Origin of the sequence: Pseudomonas sp. WS 5412 (assembly GCF_012985615.1) — a bacterium.
In the GTDB taxonomy this organism is placed as follows: Bacteria; Pseudomonadota; Gammaproteobacteria; order Pseudomonadales; family Pseudomonadaceae; genus Aquipseudomonas; species Aquipseudomonas shahriarae.
This window is the reverse complement of the sequence record NZ_JAARMB010000014.1, coordinates 135,959-156,797: the sequence shown is the minus strand read 5'-3', so window position 1 is coordinate 156,797 and position 20,839 is coordinate 135,959. Positions and strand designations below refer to the sequence as shown.

Annotated in this window: 17 protein-coding genes and 1 pseudogene; 11 read left to right on the top strand and 7 right to left on the bottom strand. The window is 59.0% G+C overall.

From position 1 onward, the window contains the following. Window positions 1–16 precede the first annotated feature (16 nt). Genes HBR94_RS18940 through HBR94_RS18930 form a run of 3 tightly spaced genes read left to right on the top strand, consistent with a single transcriptional unit; the run spans window position 17 to window position 2,350 of the window. Window positions 17–589 (top strand): YfiR family protein, encoded by a 573-nt coding sequence (locus HBR94_RS18940; RefSeq protein ID WP_170045372.1) that lies wholly within the window; start codon window positions 17–19, stop codon window positions 587–589. Continuing rightward, window positions 586–1,854 carry a diguanylate cyclase gene (locus tag HBR94_RS18935; protein ID WP_170045371.1) on the top strand — a complete coding sequence of 423 codons (1,269 nt, stop codon included), beginning with the start codon at window positions 586–588 and terminating at the stop codon, window positions 1,852–1,854. Before HBR94_RS18940 ends, HBR94_RS18935 begins: the two co-directional genes overlap by 4 nt. 4 nt (window positions 1,855–1,858) lie before the next feature. Next, entirely contained in the window at window positions 1,859–2,350 is a 492-nt protein-coding gene (locus HBR94_RS18930; protein ID WP_169960997.1) for an OmpA family protein, read from the top strand. 106 nt (window positions 2,351–2,456) lie between these two features. Here HBR94_RS18930 and HBR94_RS18925 read toward each other — a convergent pair. Next, window positions 2,457–2,591, bottom strand: a pseudogene (locus HBR94_RS18925) (LysR family transcriptional regulator); the annotation flags it as partial. A gap of 47 nt (window positions 2,592–2,638) precedes the next feature. Between HBR94_RS18925 and HBR94_RS18920 the strand changes: the two are divergent. The 3 genes from HBR94_RS18920 (at window position 2,639) to HBR94_RS18910 (ending at window position 8,635) form a co-directional block, all read left to right on the top strand. Continuing rightward, on the top strand, window positions 2,639–4,156 hold the full coding sequence (locus HBR94_RS18920; protein WP_262383405.1) for a tyrosine-type recombinase/integrase: 1,518 nt from the start codon (window positions 2,639–2,641) through the stop codon (window positions 4,154–4,156). A gap of 1,738 nt (window positions 4,157–5,894) precedes the next feature. Beyond that, window positions 5,895–6,425, top strand: coding sequence for a hypothetical protein (locus HBR94_RS18915; RefSeq protein WP_170045370.1), 531 nt, complete (start codon window positions 5,895–5,897; stop codon window positions 6,423–6,425). Window positions 6,426–7,258: 833 nt separating this feature from the next. After that, window positions 7,259–8,635 carry an ATP-binding protein gene (locus HBR94_RS18910; RefSeq protein WP_170045369.1) on the top strand — a complete coding sequence of 459 codons (1,377 nt, stop codon included), beginning with the start codon at window positions 7,259–7,261 and terminating at the stop codon, window positions 8,633–8,635. Between the two features lie 481 nt (window positions 8,636–9,116). Here HBR94_RS18910 and HBR94_RS18905 read toward each other — a convergent pair whose 3' ends face one another. Then, window positions 9,117–10,064, bottom strand: a complete 948-nt coding sequence (locus tag HBR94_RS18905; RefSeq protein WP_170045368.1) for a LysR family transcriptional regulator — start codon at window positions 10,062–10,064, stop codon at window positions 9,117–9,119. A 131-nt stretch (window positions 10,065–10,195) separates the two neighbouring features. Between HBR94_RS18905 and HBR94_RS18900 the strand changes: the two genes are divergently transcribed. After that, window positions 10,196–11,722 carry a CoA-acylating methylmalonate-semialdehyde dehydrogenase gene (locus HBR94_RS18900; protein WP_057439323.1) on the top strand — a complete coding sequence of 509 codons (1,527 nt, stop codon included), beginning with the start codon at window positions 10,196–10,198 and terminating at the stop codon, window positions 11,720–11,722. 14 nt (window positions 11,723–11,736) lie between these two features. After that, the gene (mmsB, locus tag HBR94_RS18895) at window positions 11,737–12,624 is read left to right on the top strand and encodes a 3-hydroxyisobutyrate dehydrogenase (protein ID WP_170045367.1); all 888 of its coding nucleotides are present in this window, start codon (window positions 11,737–11,739) and stop codon (window positions 12,622–12,624) included. Between the two features lie 48 nt (window positions 12,625–12,672). On the opposite strand, the gene HBR94_RS18890 is transcribed toward mmsB, so the two are convergent. Next, window positions 12,673–13,017, bottom strand: coding sequence for a cupin domain-containing protein (locus HBR94_RS18890; RefSeq protein WP_057439321.1), 345 nt, complete (start codon window positions 13,015–13,017; stop codon window positions 12,673–12,675). 363 nt (window positions 13,018–13,380) lie between these two features. Here HBR94_RS18890 and kynB point away from each other — a divergent pair, with 363 nt between their 5' ends. Together kynB and kynA are read left to right on the top strand one after the other, a co-directional pair. After that, entirely contained in the window at window positions 13,381–14,031 is a 651-nt protein-coding gene (gene kynB / locus HBR94_RS18885) for an arylformamidase (RefSeq protein WP_057439320.1), read from the top strand. Continuing rightward, window positions 14,028–14,885 carry a tryptophan 2,3-dioxygenase gene (kynA, locus tag HBR94_RS18880; RefSeq protein ID WP_057960627.1) on the top strand — a complete coding sequence of 286 codons (858 nt, stop codon included), beginning with the start codon at window positions 14,028–14,030 and terminating at the stop codon, window positions 14,883–14,885. The genes kynB and kynA overlap by 4 nt, the downstream gene beginning before the upstream one ends. A 206-nt stretch (window positions 14,886–15,091) precedes the next feature. Here kynA and HBR94_RS18875 read toward each other — a convergent pair whose 3' ends face one another. The 4 genes from HBR94_RS18875 to antA all read right to left on the bottom strand — a co-directional run bounded on the left by HBR94_RS18875 (window position 15,092) and on the right by antA (window position 19,520). Next, the gene (locus HBR94_RS18875; RefSeq protein WP_057439319.1) at window positions 15,092–16,495 is read right to left on the bottom strand and encodes an amino acid permease; all 1,404 of its coding nucleotides are present in this window, start codon (window positions 16,493–16,495) and stop codon (window positions 15,092–15,094) included. 71 nt (window positions 16,496–16,566) lie between these two features. Further along, entirely contained in the window at window positions 16,567–17,574 is a 1,008-nt protein-coding gene (gene antC, locus HBR94_RS18870) for an anthranilate 1,2-dioxygenase electron transfer component AntC (RefSeq protein WP_057444359.1), read from the bottom strand. Window positions 17,575–17,637: 63 nt separating this feature from the next. Then, complete coding sequence (gene antB, locus HBR94_RS18865; RefSeq protein WP_170045366.1) at window positions 17,638–18,129, bottom strand: anthranilate 1,2-dioxygenase small subunit; 492 nt, start codon at window positions 18,127–18,129, stop codon at window positions 17,638–17,640. Next, window positions 18,129–19,520 (bottom strand): anthranilate 1,2-dioxygenase large subunit, encoded by a 1,392-nt coding sequence (gene antA, locus HBR94_RS18860; RefSeq protein ID WP_057960625.1) that lies wholly within the window; start codon window positions 19,518–19,520, stop codon window positions 18,129–18,131. Before antA ends, antB begins: the two co-directional genes overlap by 1 nt. Window positions 19,521–19,829: 309 nt before the next feature. Between antA and HBR94_RS18855 the strand changes: the two genes are divergently transcribed. Beyond that, window positions 19,830–20,831: a helix-turn-helix domain-containing protein gene (locus HBR94_RS18855; RefSeq protein WP_057439316.1), complete on the top strand. Its 1,002-nt coding sequence runs from the start codon at window positions 19,830–19,832 to the stop codon at window positions 20,829–20,831. Window positions 20,832–20,839: the final 8 nt, after the last annotated feature.

Here is a 20,839-nt window from a genome sequence, read left to right as displayed (position 1 = left end):
CATAGAGAATCGCTGCATGAACGTGGCTGTCTCGCCCGCAGAGCGTAGTTGGAGCTGGAGACGATTGCTGCTATCGGCCGTTTTGTGTCTCGTCACGCCTCTGGCTTTTGCCCAGACGCCCACAGCCAGTGCAGCCGACCAGCGGGCCCAGGCCGTCACCCAGGTGATACTGGGGATTCTCAGCTACGCCCGTTGGCCGGTGGAGCCCGCGCAACTGCGGTTGTGCATCGTTGGCCCGACCCAATACACCGACGACCTGGTCAAGGGCACCACCCAGGCCACCGGCCGGCCGGTGGTGGTCCAGCGCTTGCTGGCGGACAACCCCAATATCGTCAATGCGTGCGACGCGCTGTACATCGGCAAGCTCACTCCTGACGAGCGTGGCCACCTGTTCACCGCGTTGACTGGCCATCCGGTGCTGAGCATCAGCGAAGGCGGCGATCAATGCACTGTGGGCAGCCTGTTTTGCCTGCGGGTCAGTGATGAGCAAGTCTCGTTCGAGGTCAACCTCGACTCCGTCGCCCGCAGCGGTGTGCGCATCCACCCCAGCGTCCTGCAGTTATCCCGTCGTCGGGCGCCGGAGCCATGAAACTGCGTAACGCCAAAACCCGCCCTACATTACGTTCGGTCCTTGGTCGCGGGCACCTGAGTGTGGCGCTGGTGGCCGTAGCCATGGCCAGCGTCTCCCTGACCCTGCTGGGGGTGCTGGCCCTGCGGGTGTATGCCGACCATAACCTGCACCTGATCGCCCGTTCGATCAACTACACCGTGGAAGCCGCAGTGGTGTTCAAGGACCGCGTGGCGGCCACCGAAGCCCTGGCGCTGATTGCCTCCACTGAAGAAGTCGCTGAAGCCCGGGTGCTGGACCTCAACGGCAACACCCTGGCCCATTGGGTGCGTCCGGAAACGGGGGTGCTGTCCAGGATCGAGCTGGAGTTGGCCCACACACTGCTGGAAGAGCCCATCCGCCAGCCGATCCTGCATCAAGGCCAGAAAATTGGCACCGTCGAGTTGAGTGGCCACGGCGGTAGTCTGTTGCGCTTTTTGCTCAGTGGCCTGGCGGGGATCATCATCTGTACTGCCATCAGTGGCTGGGTAGCGATTTACCTGGCGCGGCGCATGTTGCGCGGCATCACCGGCCCGCTGCACAGCCTGGCCGACGTGGCCCACGCCGCGCGCAGCGAGCGGGCCTTCGACCGCCGTGTGCCACCGGCGCAGATCGCCGAGCTCGACAGCCTGGGCAACGACTTCAATGCCCTGCTCGACGAGTTGGAAGCCTGGCAAACCCACCTGCAAAGCGAAAACGAAACCCTTGCCCACCAGGCTAGCCATGACAGCCTGACCGGGCTGCCCAACCGCGCCTTCTTTGAGGGCCGCCTGATTCGCGCCTTGCGCAGCGCGGCCAAGCTCAACGAGCGAGTGGCGGTGCTGTTCCTCGACAGTGACCGCTTCAAAGACATCAACGACAATTTCGGGCATGCCGCCGGTGACGCCGTCCTGGTTGCGGTCGCCGCGCGCGTGCGGGCGCAACTGCGCGAGAGCGACCTGGTGGCCCGCCTGGGCGGTGACGAGTTCGCCATCCTGCTCTCGCCCCTGCACAAGCTCGAAGATGCCCAGCGCATCGCCGACAAAATCATCGCCAGCATGGACCAGCCCATCCCGCTGCCGGGCAACACCGAAGTGTTGACCTCACTCAGTATCGGTATCGCGGTATATCCCGATCATGGTGCCACTCCCGGCGCCTTGCTCAATGCCGCCGATGTGGCGATGTATCAGGCCAAACGCCTTTCCCAGGGCGGCCAGCACACGGCGGAGTCGGAGCACTCGGCCGCCAATGTTCAACACAGGAGTTGATCCCTTGTTTGCTAACACACGCGTTCTGTTTATCACCTTGTTTATTGCGCTACTGGCCCTGAGTGGCTGCCAGACTCCCCCCCCCAAAGGCCTGACCCCGGTGCAAGTGGCGGTGCTCAAACAACAAGGCTTCGAACTGACCGACGAAGGCTGGGCGTTTGGCCTGTCGGGCAAAGTGCTGTTTGGCAGCGACGTCGAAAAACTCAACACGCCCAGCACCGAGATCGTCGAACGCATCGGCAAGGCCCTCACCGGCGTGGGCATCGAACGCGTGCGCGTAGACGGCCACACCGATGCCTCGGGCAAGGAAGCCTACAACCAGCAACTGTCCCTGCGCCGGGCGAAAAGCGTGGGCAAGGTCTTGGTGGGCGTGGGTATGAAGGAAGAAAACGTGCAACTGCGCGGCCTGGGCAGCAGCGAGCCGGTGGCCTCCAACAGCACCTCCGCGGGCCGTACCGAAAACCGCCGGGTGTCGATTGTAGTGATCGCCGACTGAGCCGACAGGCCGGTCTGAATTTCAAACACGCTCAAGTGTAGGAGCGGGCAAGCCCGCTCCTACACTTAGTAGTGCCGACCCAACGTTCTGTGCCCGCAGCAGCCATTCAGTCGGCAAACACCATCTCCCGCGTCTCCCCCATCAACAACCCCTGGTTCTGCTCCGTCACCTCACGGATGTAATCCCACAACAACGTAATCCGCTTCAACTTGCGCAAATCCTCCCGGCAATACATCCAGAACTACAGGACGTAAGGGTTCCACCCAATGAATACGGGACCCTAACGCCATGAAGGTCAACGATAAGCTCTACCCTGTTACAAGTGCTGTCACAAATACGCTGGCTTTGCTGAGTCCACGTACACGACTCGCTAAGCTCTATCACTACCGACGCAACGGCGTTTACTATCTGCGCCTTCGCCGGACAGGAAGCACTACTGAAACTGTTTCCGTCTCCCTCAAGACCACTGACCGTAAGGCCGCTATGGACGCTTCACGCCGACTTGCAGATACCATTAAGTCTTTCCATCTGGACCACCCTGACGCCTCTTGGAATGAATTACGTGAGCATCTGGTCTGGGTCGCTGAAGGTCTTCTGGCCTGTGCGCACGATGTTCACTCGCTACGTGACTGGGGTGACCTGTATGAGGACGTTAGGACAAACCTAACGGAGATCGCCGCTACGATGCCTCTCAGCGTTGACCAGCATGAACATGTTGCCAAGGCCCGTGAGGTAATGAGCGCCGCCCAGATGCGCTTGCAGGGTGACTCTGTGCCACTGGTTAGGATCATCAGGGATCTTGAGGGCCGTACTGACCCCAGCTTGAAGCTCTCCGCAAACGAGCCTCTCTCCCTCTCCCAATCTGTAAGTGCCCCTGAGCTTACCTTTGAGGCCCTGTCCGCTCTCTACTTGGCTGACCGTGCGCAGGACCAGAAGGCTTCTACCTTGAAGGAAACCAAGGTGTGCCACGGAACACTCGCCACGTCGCTGGGTGGGCTGGACCTGCGGAGCCACTCAAGGGAGGACCTTGTGGCCCTTCGTGATCGTCTGTCCGATGGTCGTATGCCGTCCACGGTCAACAAGCTGCTGGTGAAACTATCGGCTGTATTGACCTGGGCGAAGGACAACGGTCACTTGGTCAATACCTATGACAAGAAGCTCAAGCTCACCAAGGGCCTTGAGTCCACCCGTAAGGCGTTCTCTCAGGCTCAGGTGAGTAAGCTGATGGACTACGCGAACTATCTCCCAGAGACCTCATGGAAGCGCTGGCTGCTTAGCCTCGGGATCATTACAGGTGGGCGACTCAACGAGGTCTCTCAGTTGACCACGAGTGATATCCAGACCCTTGAATCGGGCATCACGGTCATCCACATCAATGAGGTTGGCGAAGGTAAGTCCATCAAGAACAAGCGCAGTGAGCGACTGGTGCCGTTGACCGATGGAGCCTATGGGTTTGACCTTGCGGCATTCTTGCGGTATGTCGAAGCGTGCAAGTTCTCTGGATCAGAAGACTTGGCTCAGATTGGCTACAAGACAGCGGGTGAATGGGCTAACCAACAGGCCATTCCGGCAGCTCTGGGAGACACCTTTGCGAAGGGGCTGACGTTCCACTCTTTACGTCACTCGTTGGCTTCCCTAATGCAGGCCAAGGGGGTTCCTACAACTCACGCTCAGGCTGTCATGGGACATGCTTCAGGAACCATTACGTTTGATACATACGGCTCTGGCGTTCCCGTTGAGGTGATCGCTGAAATGCTCCTTGGATTGCTTGGTGGGAGCCTACAAATGGAGGTATCAAACGGATGATTACTCTTCGGAAAGCTCTGGCGTTTTCAACAGCACTTTTACTGGTCGGCCTTGTAGGCAGCCTTTTGTTTTATGTTGGTCTATCTATTTTGCAAAGCTTTAATGGATGGGCAATCCCTTCCTACTACCTCAAGCAAAACTTCAACAGGGCAATTGGTTACTGCGCGATGGCGGCCCTACCGGGACTTATAGGTCTGACAGTCACAGGTTGCTGTTATCTCGTGCAGATGATCGCTCAGCCCGAAAGGCGATAGTTAACACCCAAGGGGGCATCGAACTTGATGTCCTCGTTGGGCACTCTGAACACGACCTGTTGTTCGTTGCGACCCAAGTGGCCCGTGCGGCTGGTTTCAAGGACCCTAAAGGTTCGATCCACCACGCAAGGGCAAAGCTCAAGGAAGGGCGACCTATACCTGCACTGGTGGATCTTTCTTCTACTAATGCCCCGCTCGATGAGAACGCTAAGCGGATGCGCTGCACCACTGTGTTGTTCACTTAGGGAGAGGTCTACGGAATCCTCCTGCGCTGTAAATCGGCAACGACTGAGCCGTTTCGCCGGTGGGTGACCGAAGAGGTCCTCCCTATGATCCGCAAGACGGGCTCCTATGACGCCGCAAAGTCCGTCCATCCGGTGGCCCAAAGGGTTATGGATGAATTGAAGGCGATGCTGTGTCGATTCTGTGGAGTCGATAGGGGCTTGGCCCTGCGGATTTCAAGCAGCACTTGGTTTTGATTAGCAGAATCATGCAGGTGGGCTCCTCTACAGCCCTTGTAAACTGTGGCCTGCAAAAACCCTCACATATACCGAGTGGACACATCCCGTGTTCCCGGCAGTTGGAGGGCGCCACATTTGACCATCGTTTTAGATCGACCCCGGAGCAGCGGCTCAAGTAAACGTGGTAGACCACCCAAGTCCATCGTTAATCCCTTCTTTTCCTATATTGGCTCCACTACCCGTTATGGTCGCTACCCCGAGTTCGCCTTAGATATTGTTGAAGGTGTCGCCCGATTGGATTGGCATGATCGACCCAGCGGATCGGGTGGTAAATCCATGCCTCTGTCCGTTCGGAACATAGCGATCATCCTTGTGGGGCTCGAAAGTGTCACAGCGGAATCGGTTGGTGAGGTTCTGCGAATATCGGAGCGGCACGCAAGGAGATACGTTAAGGCCGTCGAGCTGATTACCCCGTACATGATGAAGGCGAGACCCCAATCACTCGTCCACGAGATGAGTGACACGTATGAGTCTGGGAGTCATGGCTGGGAAGACATCGACGAACTGACGAAGCCGAGTTCTGTTGAGCTGGCCAAGTTGCACCATGACCTTCGGACGTTTGGTAGCGATTGAATTACGGCCGCATGTATAAGACGAACTTTAAGGACACCTCTGGGGGCCATGCGTGGTCTCGGGATATTGTTCTTTTCATCTACTCCCTTCGTTTTTCCTTTACGAACCTTTAAGTAGGGGACTGGTCTTCCGACCCAGATTCCCATTCCTTTAAGGGGTCGTAGAGTTCCGAGGTCCTCGTTGAGTACGCAACGCCGTCTCTTCGACATTTGGCCTCAGAATTAAACCCCCTCACCAACACGGACACACTGTCCACCTCTATGACCATTCGCATGGTCACTTCGTTAACAGAGTCTTTCAGATTGCTCCCTGTGCTACTCGCCAGAACCCGTCATGGGGTCTCTGTGCTGGCCTGTGGATGCGAACTCAGGGAGCAATCAAAAGGAAACCATGAGTATAAACATCAAGCACAAGCACGCAGGTCACGTAATCATCATCGACGGTCAGGCCTTTAAGGCTAACGACTCGGGCATGTGGGACCTTACCGACATGTGGCAGACGCTGAAGCTGCCCAAAGCCAAGCAGCCGGGTCGGTGGCGCGGTAAAGAGAAAGAACGACTTTCCCAAAGCCAAAATTTGGATGTGCGCAATTTAGGTAACTCTGGTCACCAAGTAATAGCGACCAAGAGAGCAACGATTGAGTACGCTGGCTGGGTGTCTGCTGAATTCAAGGATATGGTCTACGACGCCTTCGAGGCCATCCTTGAGATGCCCGAGGTCGCCCTACTGGTTGCCGACAAGATGCGCAATATCGGCCACGACCACAGTGCAGCCATCCTTGAACGCCATATCTTCAACGATAAGAGCGACTGGAATAGCTTGGGTCGTCGGACTCCAAAGAAACTGACTGCTCAGCAACAGGAACAGCATCGTTTGTTCCGCGCTGCCCAGCGTAATGATCGAAAGTCAGGGGCTTGCTGAGGTGAGCTACCTCGACCTACTCAACAGCCTGTGCCCGACCCCAGCTTCACACATGAAGCTCATCAACGGTCCGCAATCAATAGACCGACAGTTACAAGCGAAGGCCATTTCCATGCCCCATCCCGAAGGTGGTCGTGTGGTCAATGAAGCGGCCCTTTAGGCTTCCTTGAAGGAGAAACACGGAGCCTACTTGGTGACCTTCATGCACAGCCTGATCGGCGCTGGTGCCCATCTTGACGCTCTCTTGACGGTGCCTTTGTTCGTGCTATTGAACCGTCAACCAATTGCGCATAGCCGAGTCCTGGATCTCTCTTCTGAGTCCGTTCAAGTCGCTTAACGACTACACCCGCAAGACTCGTAAGTCCGCCCCCAAAAGAGCCCATTAGGTCATTCCGCCATACTGCCCGAAGGTCCCTTGACGACCAGCAAAAGCTTTACCTCAGTCGTCGAATACATCCCTCAAACCCAGAACATATATACAAGCCGTGAAGGCGCTGGAGTGGCTAACTCCTTGGTCTCTGGTCTTCGGCGCCCATGCGTCACGGCTTGTCTATGTGTCTGTTAGGAGACACAGCGTTACACCCTTTAGTGGTGATGAGTTGCACTGAACCAAAGCGAGTCCTTGCAGTGCGATCAAGGCGGTTTATCAGTGATGGCTAAAGGATGGCTTGTTTGTTGGATTGTGCTCGCATAAGCTCGAATTACGAAGGTGTAGGTATCTCACTTCCGATGCGGCGCGGTTGCGATGTATAACTCGGCCTCGGTTATGTGTTTTTGGGCAGTTCAGCCTATCAAAGGTTGGCCTGTGTTCTTGTTTTCAGCTGGAGAAACTCTTGCCAATTCAGATCATTCAGATCACAGATGATCAGGCACAACGCCTTCTTGCACAATCTGAAAGCCATTTTCTTGACTTTAAGGCTAAGGAGATAGCACCAGCGAAGCTAACGCAGTCGATTGCTGCATTTGCTAACGCTGAGGGTGGCGACATCTACATCGGTGTTGCAGAAAATCCCGCTGGTTTCACATGGCAAGGGTTCGCTGATGCGGAGGACGCAAACGCCTTCATCTTGGTGTTTGAGCAGTTGTTTCCGCTCGGTGACGACTTTAGTTATGAGTTCATTGCCTGCCCAGAAAGGCAGGGTCTCATACTGCATGTTGCCGCTAAGAAGACTGCGCGCATCATGGTTGCCAGCAACGGTTTCCCCTATCTCCGTCGAAACGCCCAGAAGATCAAGATTGATTCGGAGGAGGCTCGGCGGAGACTCGAACTCGATAAGGGTATCTATTCGTTTGAGGGTGAAACACTCGATATAGATGTCGAATTATTATCAGAATCTCAGATCATGGCTCGCTTTCTCGCAGCCAACATTCCAAATCGAACAGCCATTGAGTTCCTACGTATGGAACTGTTGATTCGTCGCGGGATGCCAAAGGTCGCAGGTGTATTGCTCTTTGCTGATCTTCCACAAGCCGCATTGCCAGACAGAAGCAGCGTAAAGTTGGCGCGGTATCGTACTTCAGGGCCCGCTGCGAGAGAGGCATTGGTTGGTCCGGCAGAGACGCTCGAAGGACCTCTTTACGATTTGATCCATCATACGGTCGATAAAACGAAGGTTTTGGTTGAGACACACAGAGTACAGGGCCCCAATGGCCTTGAACCGGCAAAGTATCCACACGAAACACTGCACGAGATCATTGCTAATGCCCTGATTCATAGGGATTACAGCATTCAGGACCATGTACACATTCGAGTTTTCGACAATCGGATTGAGGTTGAAAGCCCCGGACGCCTTGCTGGCCAGGTCACGGTGGAGAACCTTCTGGATACGAGGGCCATACGTAATGGTCAGATCAACCGCTTAATCAATAAATTTCCCGATCCGCCAAACAAAGATATGGGGGAAGGATTAAACACCGCAGTCGAAGCAATGCGGAGCGTTAGGTTAAAAGATCCGATTTTTCGTGAGCTCGCGACCTCTTTCGTGGTGACCATTCCGCATGAGTCTCTTGCAACTGCCGAGGAAGTTATTCTTGAGTTTCTCCAGCACAATGATTCAATAACGAATAAGCAAGCAAGGCGTCTCTATCCTGTCGAAACGCAGCATCGTATGAGATCGATCATGCAGCGCATGGTGGGGCAAAATCTCTTGGAACCGGTGGAAGGCACCCAGCGTGGCGGCACGAAATACCGTAAAAAGCTTGCCTTATGAGTTGTTGGGCTCTCTAAAAAATAGGGCCGCTTTGGATGGTACGAGCGGTCCGAATACAAGCGTGGGGACGCCGTGCGTCTTGAATGCCTGTCTTAGCGTTTTTCGCCGGTGACCTTGTTTGCGTCCTAAGCGAGAGTCATCAAGGACGTGACTGGCTGGTCAATATGGGGTTAGTCGAGTCGTTAGTTGGATGCAACTTTGCAATCAGGCTTATTTTTGGCTCCAATCGCGTGGCCCTTAACGGAAATCGGGCAGAAATTTTCGAGACATCACCTCATTGATTAATTCCCTCGCAGACTCCCCCGGTGCGCCCTCCCGCAGGTGCTCAGTCTGATGCCCTCATGGGGCCCCTATCGCGCCCATGTGCGCCACTGTATGAACCCTTCGGACTGTCACAAGTGGTGTACAACCCCTGTCAAAAACCGTTGCCAAGTACCTGCTGAGGTCGTTACGATGGGGCTCCCTTACGCCTTGTAGACTCTCAGTCTGCGAACCGAAGGACATGCGTTTCGCCCAGCAATAACGGGCGGTTAAGCTCAGTCACCTCCCTGATGTAATCCCACAACAGGGTAATCCGCTTTAGCTTGCGCAAATCCTCCCGGCAGTACATCCAGAACTGCCGCGTAATATTGATCTCCTCCCCCAACACCGGCAGCAACCGCGAGTCCTGCGCCGCCAGGAAGCACGGCAAGATCGCCAGCGAACGCCCCTGCTGCGCCGCCACGTACTGCGCAATCACGCTGGTGCTGCGCAGGCTGGCGCTGGCACCTGGGACGACATTGGCCAGGTACAGCAGCTCTGAGCTGAACGCCAGGTCATCCACGTAGCTGATAAACGGATGGTCGGCCAAGTCGGCCGGGCGGCGGATGGGCGGGTGCTGGTCGAGGTATTCCTGGGTCGCGTACAGCTGCAACTTGTAGTCGCACAGTTTGCAGCACACGTAGGGCCCGTGTTCCGGGCGTTCCAGGGCGATGACGATGTCGGCTTCGCGCTTGGACAGGCTGATGAAGTGGGGCAGGGGCAGGATGTCGACCGAGATCGCCGGGTAGGTATCGACGAAGTGGCTCAGTTGCGGGGTGACGAAAAAACTACCGAACCCTTCGGTACAGCCCATGCGCACATGCCCCGACAGCGCCACGCCGGAGCCCGATACTTGTTCGCAGGCCATATGCAGGGTGCTTTCGATGGACTCGGCGTAACCCAGTAAACGCTGGCCTTCATTGGTCAGCACAAACCCGCTGGTCCGGGATTTCTCGAACAGCAGGGTGCCCAGCGAGCCTTCCAGCGAGCTGATGCGCCGCGACACGGTGGTGTAGTCCACCGCCAGGCGCTTGGCAGCGACGCTGGCCTTGCGGGTACGCGCCACTTCGAGGAAAAACTTCAGGTCATCCCAGTTCAGCGAGCCTAAAGACGTGATGTTTTTTTGCATGTTGGACCGGCTTTTATGTGGGTTCTTATTGGAAGTTTGCACATCTATACTCCAAAAATCGTCCGAACGCCTCATCCTCAAGGCGCTTCACGCCTTGGCTCTCTGCATAACTACAAGATCTGGAGACCACAATGAACGCATCGCTTACGTCTGCCGATACCACCGTCAAACAGGCCAAACTGTTGATCAACGGTGAATGGGTCGAGTCCAAGACCACCGAATGGCAAGACATCGTCAACCCGGCGACCCAACAAGTCCTGGCCCGTGTGCCCTTTGCCACGGCCGATGAAGTCAACGCGGCCATCGACGCTGCCCATCGCGCCTTCCAGACCTGGAAGCTGACGCCGATCGGCGCGCGCATGCGCATCATGCTCAAGCTGCAGGCGCTGATTCGTGAACACTCCAAACGTATTGCCGTAGTCCTCAGTGCCGAGCAGGGCAAGACCATTGCCGATGCCGAGGGCGATATTTTCCGTGGCCTGGAAGTGGTCGAGCACGCGTGCTCCATCGGCACCCTGCAAATGGGCGAGTTCGCCGAGAACGTCGCCGGTGGCGTCGACACCTACACCCTGCGCCAACCCATCGGCGTCTGCGCCGGCATCACCCCGTTCAACTTCCCGGCGATGATCCCGCTGTGGATGTTCCCGATGGCCATCGCCTGCGGCAACACCTTCGTGCTCAAGCCTTCGGAACAGGATCCGCTGTCGACCCTGATGCTGGTGGAACTGGCGCTGGAAGCCGGGGTGCCGGCCGGTGTGTTGAACGTGGTCCACGGTGGCAAGGATGTGGTGGATGCCCTGTGCACCCACAAAGATATCAAGGCCGTGTCCTTTGTCGGCTCGACCGCCGTCGGCACCCACGTCTACGACCTGGCGGGCAAGCACGGCAAGCGCGTGCAGTCGATGATGGGCGCGAAGAACCATGCGGTGGTGCTGCCCGATGCCAACCGTGAACAGACGCTCAACGCACTGGTCGGCGCTGGTTTCGGTGCGGCCGGTCAGCGCTGCATGGCCACCTCGGTGGTGGTGCTGGTGGGCGCGGCCAAGCAGTGGCTGCCGGACCTCAAGGCCCTGGCGCTGAAGCTTAAAGTCAACGCTGGCAGCGAAGCCGGGACCGACGTGGGCCCAGTGATTTCCAAGCGCGCCAAGGCGCGTATCCTCGACCTGATCGAAAGCGGCGTGAAAGAAGGCGCCAAGCTGGAACTGGACGGCCGCGACATCCAGGTGCCGGGCTTCGAGCAAGGCAACTTCGTCGGCCCGACCCTGTTTTCGGGCGTGACCACCGATATGCAGATCTACACCCAGGAAATCTTCGGCCCGGTGCTGGTGGTGCTGGAAGTCGATACCCTCGACGAAGCCATCGCCCTGGTCAACGCCAACCCGTTCGGCAACGGCACCGGCCTGTTCACCCAGAGCGGTGCGGCGGCGCGTAAGTTCCAGAGCGAGATCGACGTCGGCCAGGTCGGCATCAACATCCCGATCCCGGTGCCAGTGCCGATCTTCAGCTTCACCGGTTCCCGTGGTTCGAAACTCGGCGACCTGGGCCCGTACGGCAAGCAAGTGGTGCAGTTCTACACCCAGACCAAAACCGTCACCAGCCGCTGGTTTGACGACGACAGCGTCAATGATGGCGTCAACACCACCATCAACCTGCGTTGATCAAGGAGACGACCATGAAGATTGCATTTATCGGCCTGGGCAACATGGGCGCACCCATGGCCCGCAACCTGATCAAGGCTGGCCACGCGCTGAACCTGTTTGACCTGAACCAGACCGTGCTCAAGGAACTGGCCGAATTGGGCGGCACCATCAGTGCCTCACCGCGCGCAGCAGCAGAAGGCGCCGAACTGGTGTTGACCATGCTGCCCGCTGCCGCCCATGTGCGCAGCGTCTGGCTGAATGAAGACGGTGTGCTCGCCGGTATCGGCAAAGGCGTGCCGGCCGTGGATTGCAGCACCATTGACCCTCAGACCGCCCGCGATGTGGCGGCTGCGGCAGCCAAGCACGGCGTGGCGATGGCCGATGCGCCGGTCTCCGGCGGCACGGGCGGGGCGCAGGCGGGGACGCTGACCTTTATGGTCGGTGCCACCCCGGAACTGTTCGCCACCCTGCAACCGGTGCTGGCGCAGATGGGCCGCAACATCGTGCATTGCGGTAAAGTCGGCACCGGGCAGATCGCCAAGATCTGCAACAACCTGCTGCTAGGGATCAGCATGGTCGGCGTCAGCGAGGCCATGGCCCTGGGCGATGCGCTGGGCATCGACACCCAGGTGCTGGCCGGCATCATCAACAGCTCCACCGGGCGCTGCTGGAGCTCCGACACCTACAACCCATGGCCGGGCGTGATCGAGACCGCGCCGTCATCCCGGGGTTATACCGGGGGGTTTGGCGCTGACCTGATGCTCAAGGACCTGGGCCTGGCGACCGAAGCGGCACGCCAGGCGCACCAGCCGGTGATCCTGGGGGCGGTGGCGCAGCAGTTGTATCAAGCGATGAGCCAGCGTGGGGAAGGGGGCAAGGACTTCTCGGCGATCATCAACAGCTATCGCAAGCCCCAATAGGGGATTTTCCGGGAGCCCGCGTCGGGTGGGCTCCCGGGTTTTTCGTGCTCAGGCAAACACGAAGTACTTACGCACCGTCTCGACCACTTCCCACGTGCCCTTCATGCCGGGCTCCACCACAAAGATATCCCCAGCGCGCAAATGGATCGGCTCCAGGCCGTCCGGGGTGATCACGCAGTAGCCTTCCTGGAAATGGCAGTATTCCCACTTCACGTACTCCACGTACCACTTGCCCGGAGTGCAGATCCAGGTGCCCATGATCTTGCTGCCGTCTTCGCTGGTGTAGGCGTTGAGGTTGACGGTGTGCGGGTCACCTTCGAGTTTCTCCCACTTGCAGGCATCCAGGACCGGTAGGGGATGGGTATCGCGCAGTACGGTGATCGGCTGGGACATGATGGCTCCAAGGCAGGGAAATGAAACCCCACCCTATAGCCCCAGGCCGGATGCCAGTGGTCTGAACTCGACACTGGGATGCCCAGAAGCGCATTGGAATACGATCTTAAAACCTACACCGTCCCTGTGGGAGCGGGCTTGCCCGCGATGGCGGTGTGTCAGGTGACACATTTTTCACTGGTCCACTGCTATCGCGGGCAAGCCCGTTCCCACATTTGATCTGGGGCGGCTGATGGATCCATTCAATAATCAGGCGTTTCTTCGCAGTAACTACGAAAGAAATCAGCCTTCGCGCTGGAATTCGCAAGAATATTTACCGCTGGCCCTCGTATCATTCACCTTAGAAACGACCGAGAGCCTCGTATGAACCCAATAAAAACGTGGTGGGATATCAGCCCACCCTTGAGCACCGCCACCCCGACCTGGCCGGGCGATACGCCCTTCCAGGAAGAGCGCGTCTGGCAGTTCGGCCCCGAATGCCCGGTAAACGTCGGCCGCATTACGCTGTCGCCCCACACCGGCGCCCATGTCGATGCGCCGTTGCACTACAGCGCCGACGGTGCGCCCATCGGCGAAGTCTCGCTGGATGTGTACCTGGGGCCGTGTCGGGTGCTGTATTGCCTGGACAGCGGCGCGCTGGTGCAGCCCGAGCAGTTGCAAGGTCGCCTGGATAACCTGCCGGAGCGCGTGCTGCTGCGCACTTATCAACAGGCGCCGTTGACCACTTGGGACGCGAACTTCACCGCCGTCGCCAAGGAAACAATCGAGCTGCTGGCCAGCCTCGGCGTGCGCCTGATCGGCATCGACACGCCGTCCCTGGACCCGCAGCAGTCCAAGACCATGGATGCCCACAACGCCGTCGCCCGTCATGGCATGGCGATTCTCGAAGGCATCGTGCTCGATGACGTCCCGCAGGGCGATTACGAGTTGATCGCGCTGCCGCTGCGTTTTGCCAACCTCGATGCCAGCCCGGTACGAGCAATCCTGCGCCCGCTCAAGGAGCCCACGCGATGAGCCAGTGTCCTTTCTCCCCTGATTACCAGCCGCCGGAAGAATGGCATAACGCCGAGCTGAATTTTTCCGAGTCCATGAGCTATGGCGACTACCTGGACCTGGGCAAAGTGCTCACGGCCCAGCACCCGCTGTCGCCGGACCACAACGAAATGCTGTTTATCATCCAGCACCAGACCTCCGAGCTGTGGATGAAGCTGATGCTCCACGAACTCAAGGCTGCCCGCGAGCATGTGCGCCTGGGTGAGCTGGCGCCGGCGTTCAAGATGCTGGCGCGGGTCTCGCGGATTTTCGATCAGCTGGTGCACGCCTGGGCGGTCCTGGCGACCATGACACCGTCGGAATACAAGGCGATCCGCCCGTACCTGGGGCAGTCGTCGGGCTTCCAGTCGTTCCAGTACCGGGAAATCGAGTTCATCCTCGGCAATAAAAGCGCGGCGCTGTTGCGGCCCCACGCCCATCGCCCGGAGTTGCTCAAGGAGCTGCAAGTGGCGATCGCCACGCCGTCGCTGTATGACGAAGCGATCAACCTGATGATCAAGGCGGGCCTGGCGATTGACCCGCAGCGTGCGCAACGCGATCCGACGGCGCCTACGGTTCATGACGAATCCGTGGAGGCGGCGTGGCGCGAGGTGTACCGCGATCCGACCCGTTACTGGGACCTGTATCAGTTGGCCGAGAAGTTTATCGACCTGGAAGACTCGTTCCGCCAATGGCGCTTCCGCCATGTGACCACGGTGGAGCGGATCATCGGCTTCCAGCCGGGCACCGGTGGCACTGAGGGCGTGGGGTACTTGCGCAAGATGCTCGACACCGTGCTGTTCCCCGAGCTGTGGCGGGTGCGTTCGACGCTCTGATTGAAACCCAACAAAAAGCCCCGGCACTCATTGAGTACCGGGGCTTTTTGTTGGCAATGCATACCTATTGTGGCCCCGTTCATGTGGGAGCCGGGCTTGCCCGCGATGCAGGCGGCTCGGTCATTCAGTTAGACCGAGTCGATGCCATCGCAGGCAAGCCAGCTCCCACATAAGCCAGCTCCTACACAAGCCGGCTTCTACACAGGTTATTGCGCGACAGCCAGGGCCTTGTTCTTCCTGGAGCGCAACCAGTACGCCAGGAAGAGAATCCCCACCCACACCGGCATCGCATACACCGATGGGCGCATGTCCGGGATTGCCAGCATCACGCCAACGATCACCAGCATGAACGCCAGGCACAGGTAGTTGCTGAACGGGAACCAGAAGGTCTTGAACGACGGCACCACGCCTTGCTCGCCCATGGCCTTGCGGAACTTGATGTGCGTCAGGCTGATCAGCGCCCAGTTGATCATCAGCGAAGCAACCACCAGGGCAAACAACAGCACCAGTGCATCCTTGGGTGCCACGTAGTTGATCACCACGCACAGCAACGTCACCAGGGCTGAAATGCCCAGGGCGCGCAACGGTACGCCTTGCTTGTTGAGCTTCATCAGCGCCTTGGGCGCGTCGCCTTGCTCGGCCAGGCCGAACAGCATGCGGCTGTTGCAGTACACGCCGCTGTTGTACACGGACAGTGCCGCGGTCAGCACCACGAAGTTGAGGATGTGCGCGGCGGTGTCGTTACCGATCAACGAGAAGATCTGCACGAACGGGCTGGCACTGTAGGCATCGCCGGACGCGCCGAGGGTTTGCAGCAGTTGATCCCATGGGTACAACGACAGCAGCACGGTCAGGGCGCCGACGTAGAAAATCAGGATCCGGTACACCACCTGGTTGATCGCCTTGGGGATCACCTTGCGCGGCTCGCTGGCTTCGGCAGCCGTAATACCCACCAGCTCCAGGCCGCCGAACGAGAACATGATGAACGCCATTGCCATCAGCAGGCCCATGCCGCCGTTGGGGAAGAAACCGCCGTGGTCCCACAGGTTGCTGATCGAGGCTTGCGGGCCACCGGTACCGCTGAACAGCAGGTAGCAGCCGAGCACGATCATGCCGATGATCGCCACCACCTTGATGATCGCGAACCAGAACTCGGTCTCACCGAAGAACTTCACGTTCAGGGTGTTGATCAGGTTCACCGCAACGAAGAACACCACCGCGCTGACCCAGGTCGGCACTTCAGGCCACCAGAACTGGATGTACTTGCCCACCGCTGTCAGCTCGGCCATGCCCACCAGTACATACAGCACCCAGTAGTTCCAGCCGGCGAGGAAGCCGGCATAGCCGCCCCAGTACTTGTGGGCGAAGTGGCTGAAGGAACCGGCGACCGGTTCCTCGACGATCATCTCGCCCAACTGGCGCATGATCAGGAACGCGATAAACCCGGCTATCGCATAGCCCAGGATCATCGACGGCCCCGCCGATTTCAGCACCCCGGCCGAACCGAGGAACAAACCCGTACCAATCGCCCCGCCCAGGGCAATCAGCTGAATATGCCGGTTTTTCAGGCCACGCTTGAGGCCAACCGGGTTAACCATGTCATCCGCCATTAACATTCCCTTCTACTTGTTTTTTTCAGGGTTGATCCTGCACGCCAGATCCGCCCCTCACTGCTGAGGGGTCAGATATTACTCTCGGTAAACTTTTCGTAATACAGCTGAACGCCATCAAGTGCCTGATCTTGCAGCCAGTTCTTGATGGATTCGACCATTGGAGGGGGGCCGCACACGTACATATCGGCCGATCTATCCCGCAATTCGGCCACGTCGAAATGTTCGGTCAGATAACCGCGCTTGCCGGACCACTGCGGCGATGGGTCGCTGAGCACTTCGGTGTAGCGAAAACCACGGATGGACTCGGCATACGCCTTGATGCGCTCGGCCTCGCACAAATCCTCGGCCCCGCGCACCCCGTAATACAGATGCACCGGTTGCTCGCAACCGCGCTCGGCCAATTCATCGAGCATCCCCAACAGCGCCGACAACCCGGTGCCGCCGGCCACCAGCACCAGGGGCTGGGTGACGTGCCGCAGATAAAACGCGCCCAGCGGTGCCTGCAGCTTGATTTCATCGCCGACCTGGCAGCGCTCGCGCATGTAATTGCTCATCACCCCGTCCGGCAGCAAGCGGATCAGGAACTGCAAGCGGTTGCCCGGGCGGTTGGCGAAGGAGTAGGAGCGCTGATGCTCGGTGCCGGGGATCGACAGCCGTGCATATTGCCCCGGCAGAAAGTCCAGGGCGCGCTCCAGTTGCACCGACAGGATCGCGGTGCTGGCCGACACCTGCTGCACCTCGCACACCGTGGCGCTGAGTTGTTCCGGGCCCGGTGCGTTGCACAGGCTTGAGTCGAAATCGAAGTAAAACGCCGCGTCGGATTGGACCCGGGTCTGGCAACTGAGCATCTTGCGTTGTTGCAGGTCGAGGCTGGACAGGGCCTCGTCATCCACATAGTCCTGGCTGTAGTCGCCGGACTCGCAGCGTCCCTGGCAGGTGCCGCACACGCCTTCGCGGCAATCCAGGGGGATCTTGATGCCGTTGCGCAACGCCGCGTCCAGCAGGATTTCGTTGCTGGCCACCGGAAAGAACAAGGTCTTGCCGTCGGCAAAACTGAAGGCCACTTTGTGATTCATCCACCGCACTCCGCGTAGATAGATTGATGACTGGCGAGGTTGCCCCTTGCCACAGGGGCACGGTCAGAGGTGATAGAAGTCCAGCACCGAGTTGATGGTGTCGTTGAGCAGCAGCGCATGCTTGCGCGTGATCAGCCAACTGTCGCCATAGGGCTTGAGGCTGTAGGTGGCGTGGCCATAGAACTGCTCCGACATCGCCAGCCGATAGAACAGCGTGTGCCAGTTCAACCGCACCTCCAGGCAGCCATCAGCCTGCTCGGCAATCCGTACGTTATTGATCAGGTGTAAGGTGCGCGGCATCGGCGTGGCGGACGCGGCCTTGCCGGTGCGCAGGCGGAACACCCGGTCTTCCAGACCCGAGCGGTTGGCGTAGTAGATCAGCGACATCTCGCGCTTGGGGTCGCGGGTGTAGACGTGTTCCGAGTCCCATTGCGGCAGGTGGAACTCACTCTGCGGGTCGAACAACTGCACGTAGGCGTCCCAGTCCTGGGCGTCGCACAGCTCGGACTTGCGGTAGAAAAACTGCTCGATCTGATACTGCAATTGCGCGTTCATCATTTCACCTCGTGCAGTTTCAACGATTGCGCCTCAAGCCCGTCCAGCAGGAATGTCTGCCAGTTGCGGTGCTGGTTGACGTACAACCCTTCGTGGGTGAATTCGGTACCGGTCATGGCCGGTTGGATGCCGATGGCCTCGCTGTTGGGCGTCGGCCCGGTTTCCCAGCGATGGCTGCCCCGGGAGATATCGCTCCAGCGTTCCAGGCGGCCCTGGAAGCCGCGCTGGGCTTCGCGAAATTCCACCAGGTCATCCGGGGTGCCCATACCGGACACGTTGAAAAAGTCTTCAAACTGGCGGATGCGGTTTTCGCGGTCGGCATCGGACTCGTGCTTGACCCCCAGGCACTGGCTGATGATCTCGGTCTTGTTCCACGCCACCGGGCGGATGATGCGCAGTTGCGAGCTGATCTGGTCGAGAAAGAACAGGCTCGGGTACACGTTGAGGTTGCGCAGGCGATGCATCATCCACTCGGCCTTTTGCTGGCCGTGTTCTGCCACCAGGCGCGGCATGATGGTGGCGTAGCCGGAGCGCACGCTGGGGTTGGGCATGTCGCTGAACAACACGCTGTGGCCGTTGTTGAAGGCAAACCATCCGTCATCGGTATTGGCATCGCCGGCGCCGAGTTTGCTGTAGTCCAGGGTGCTGCCGGAGGCGCTACCGTTTTCCGTATTGACCTGCTGGCGATGCTGCACCGTGGCCACGTAGTTATAGTGCACGGTGCTGACGTGGTAACCGTCCAGGCCGTTTTCGTTCTGCAGCTTCCAGTTGCCGTCGTAGGTGTAGGCCGACTTGCCGGGCAGCACTTCCAGCTCGCCGGTGGCGGACTGCGCGACCATCATGTCGAAGAACACTTTGGAGTCGCCGAGGAAGTCTTGCAGGCTGTTGCTGCCGTGCACGTCGAGGCTGATAAACACAAAGCCCTTGTAGCTTTCGATGCGCGCCTTCTTCAGGCCGCGGGTGGCCTTGTCGAAACCTTCCGGGTATTCCCCCGGCGCCTTGACCTTCACCAGGCGGCCGTCGCTCTTGTAGCACCAGGCGTGGAACGGGCAGGTAAAGGTCGACTGGTTGCCCTTGCCGACCCGGGTCAGGGTGGTGCCGCGATGCTGGCAGGCGTTGATCAGGGCGTTGAGCTGGCCTTCACCGTCGCGGGTGATGATCATCGGCTGGCGCCCGGCGCGCATGGTTACGAAGTCGTGGTTATTGGCCAGTTCGCTTTCGTGGCAGGCGTAGATCCAGTTCTTTTCGAAGATCAGTTCCATCTCCAGGTCGAACAGCTCAGGTTCGGTGAACATGTCCCGGGCGATGCGGAACACACCCTCGGCCGGACGGAAATCCAGGCAGCTTTCGATAAACGTTTTCCATTGCTCGACGCTTCTTGCACCACTCATGGGAGGCACCTTTTATTGGGTAGCTAATCGGTGGTTCATTAGAGGCGGGCAGGGGGGCGGCCAGCTATCCGCTTAATGGGGGAAGATGGGCCGCATAGTTGGGGCGCAAATACCCACATCCGTGCAACGACGCCGGGGAATGCGCTACTGTCAGGCCAGGCAATTGTCGAAAAAGCCGGCTTCTTATCCACATAGTCGACGCTCGCTATCCACCCAGTGGCCAAGTGCGCGACGTGGCGCAGAACTTGCCTTGATCCACCGGACGCGCCGTCAGAGCGCGCTGGCCACAACCGCCGTGAGTGCACCCTGATGAGTAGCCATACACGCGATATCCGTATTGAACGTTTCGACCTTGAAGGCGCCCGCAGCTGGATGTCCGGCATCTGCGGGCCCCACCGGCTGGAAACCGCCACCCCGGAGCGCCTGCGCTTCCACCACAGTGCCAATGTGTTCAAGTCCCGCGCCACCACCCTGGGGGTGATCGAATACGGCACCGACGTGACCATCGACATCGAAGACGCCGAGCACTTCAGCAGCTACAGCCTGAGCCTGCCGCTGGTGGGCGAGCAGGAGCTGAGCAAGGGTGGCCAGCGCCTGAGTTCCAACCGCGACCAGGGCGTGATCATTTCGCCCAATGAACACCAGGTGCTGGCGATCTCCGGCGACTGCCGCAAGCTGCAAGTGGTGATCACCCGTGCGGCGATGAGCGAAACCCTGGAGGGCTTGTTGCAGCGGCCGATTGATGCGCCGCTGCGCTTTGAGTCGGTGATGGATGCGGTGCAGGGCGCGCCGGCAGCGTGGTGGCGTATGGCACGGCACTTCATTGCGGAGCTGGAGCACAGCAGCGAACTGTATGACCAGGCCGCGTTTACCCGCGACCTGGAAAGCTCGCTGATCAAGGGCCTGATCCTGGCCCAGCCGAACAACTATTCCGAAGAGCTGCGCGACGTGCTGGGGGTCAAGCTGCCCCACTACCTGATCCGCGCCCGCCAGTACATCCACGCCAACGCCCGCGAAGCGCTGCACCTGGAAGACCTCGAGGCGGCCACCGGGGTGTCGCGGTTCAAGCTGTTCGATGCGTTTCGCAAATACTTCGCGCTGTCGCCCATGGCCTACTTGAAGAAGTACCGCTTGAGCGCGGTGCGCCAGGAAATTCTCGAGCATGGCGCTACCCGCACCATCTCCGAGATTGCCCTGGGCTGGGGCTTTACCCACCTGGGAAGGTTTTCGGCGGAGTACCGCAAGCTGTTCGACGAATCCCCCAGCCAGACGCTGCAGCGCAACGATGCGCGGCGCATGCGGGGTGCCTGAACACAATG

What these genes read in the sequence shown, in the direction of transcription:
- HBR94_RS18940 (WP_170045372.1), top strand. Translation starts at nt 17, where the DNA reads ATGAACGTGGCTGTCTCGCCCGCAGAGCGTAGTTGGAGCTGGAGACGA.
- HBR94_RS18935 (WP_170045371.1), top strand. Translation starts at nt 586, where the DNA reads ATGAAACTGCGTAACGCCAAAACCCGCCCTACATTACGTTCGGTCCTT.
- HBR94_RS18920 (WP_262383405.1), top strand. Translation starts at nt 2,639, where the DNA reads ATGAAGGTCAACGATAAGCTCTACCCTGTTACAAGTGCTGTCACAAAT.
- HBR94_RS18915 (WP_170045370.1), top strand. Translation starts at nt 5,895, where the DNA reads ATGAGTATAAACATCAAGCACAAGCACGCAGGTCACGTAATCATCATC.
- HBR94_RS18905 (WP_170045368.1), bottom strand. Translation starts at nt 10,064, where the DNA reads ATGCAAAAAAACATCACGTCTTTAGGCTCGCTGAACTGGGATGACCTG.
- HBR94_RS18900 (WP_057439323.1), top strand. Translation starts at nt 10,196, where the DNA reads ATGAACGCATCGCTTACGTCTGCCGATACCACCGTCAAACAGGCCAAA.
- mmsB (WP_170045367.1), top strand. Translation starts at nt 11,737, where the DNA reads ATGAAGATTGCATTTATCGGCCTGGGCAACATGGGCGCACCCATGGCC.
- HBR94_RS18890 (WP_057439321.1), bottom strand. Translation starts at nt 13,017, where the DNA reads ATGTCCCAGCCGATCACCGTACTGCGCGATACCCATCCCCTACCGGTC.
- kynB (WP_057439320.1), top strand. Translation starts at nt 13,381, where the DNA reads ATGAACCCAATAAAAACGTGGTGGGATATCAGCCCACCCTTGAGCACC.
- kynA (WP_057960627.1), top strand. Translation starts at nt 14,028, where the DNA reads ATGAGCCAGTGTCCTTTCTCCCCTGATTACCAGCCGCCGGAAGAATGG.
- HBR94_RS18875 (WP_057439319.1), bottom strand. Translation starts at nt 16,495, where the DNA reads ATGGCGGATGACATGGTTAACCCGGTTGGCCTCAAGCGTGGCCTGAAA.
- antC (WP_057444359.1), bottom strand. Translation starts at nt 17,574, where the DNA reads ATGAATCACAAAGTGGCCTTCAGTTTTGCCGACGGCAAGACCTTGTTC.
- antB (WP_170045366.1), bottom strand. Translation starts at nt 18,129, where the DNA reads ATGAACGCGCAATTGCAGTATCAGATCGAGCAGTTTTTCTACCGCAAG.
- antA (WP_057960625.1), bottom strand. Translation starts at nt 19,520, where the DNA reads ATGAGTGGTGCAAGAAGCGTCGAGCAATGGAAAACGTTTATCGAAAGC.
- HBR94_RS18855 (WP_057439316.1), top strand. Translation starts at nt 19,830, where the DNA reads ATGAGTAGCCATACACGCGATATCCGTATTGAACGTTTCGACCTTGAA.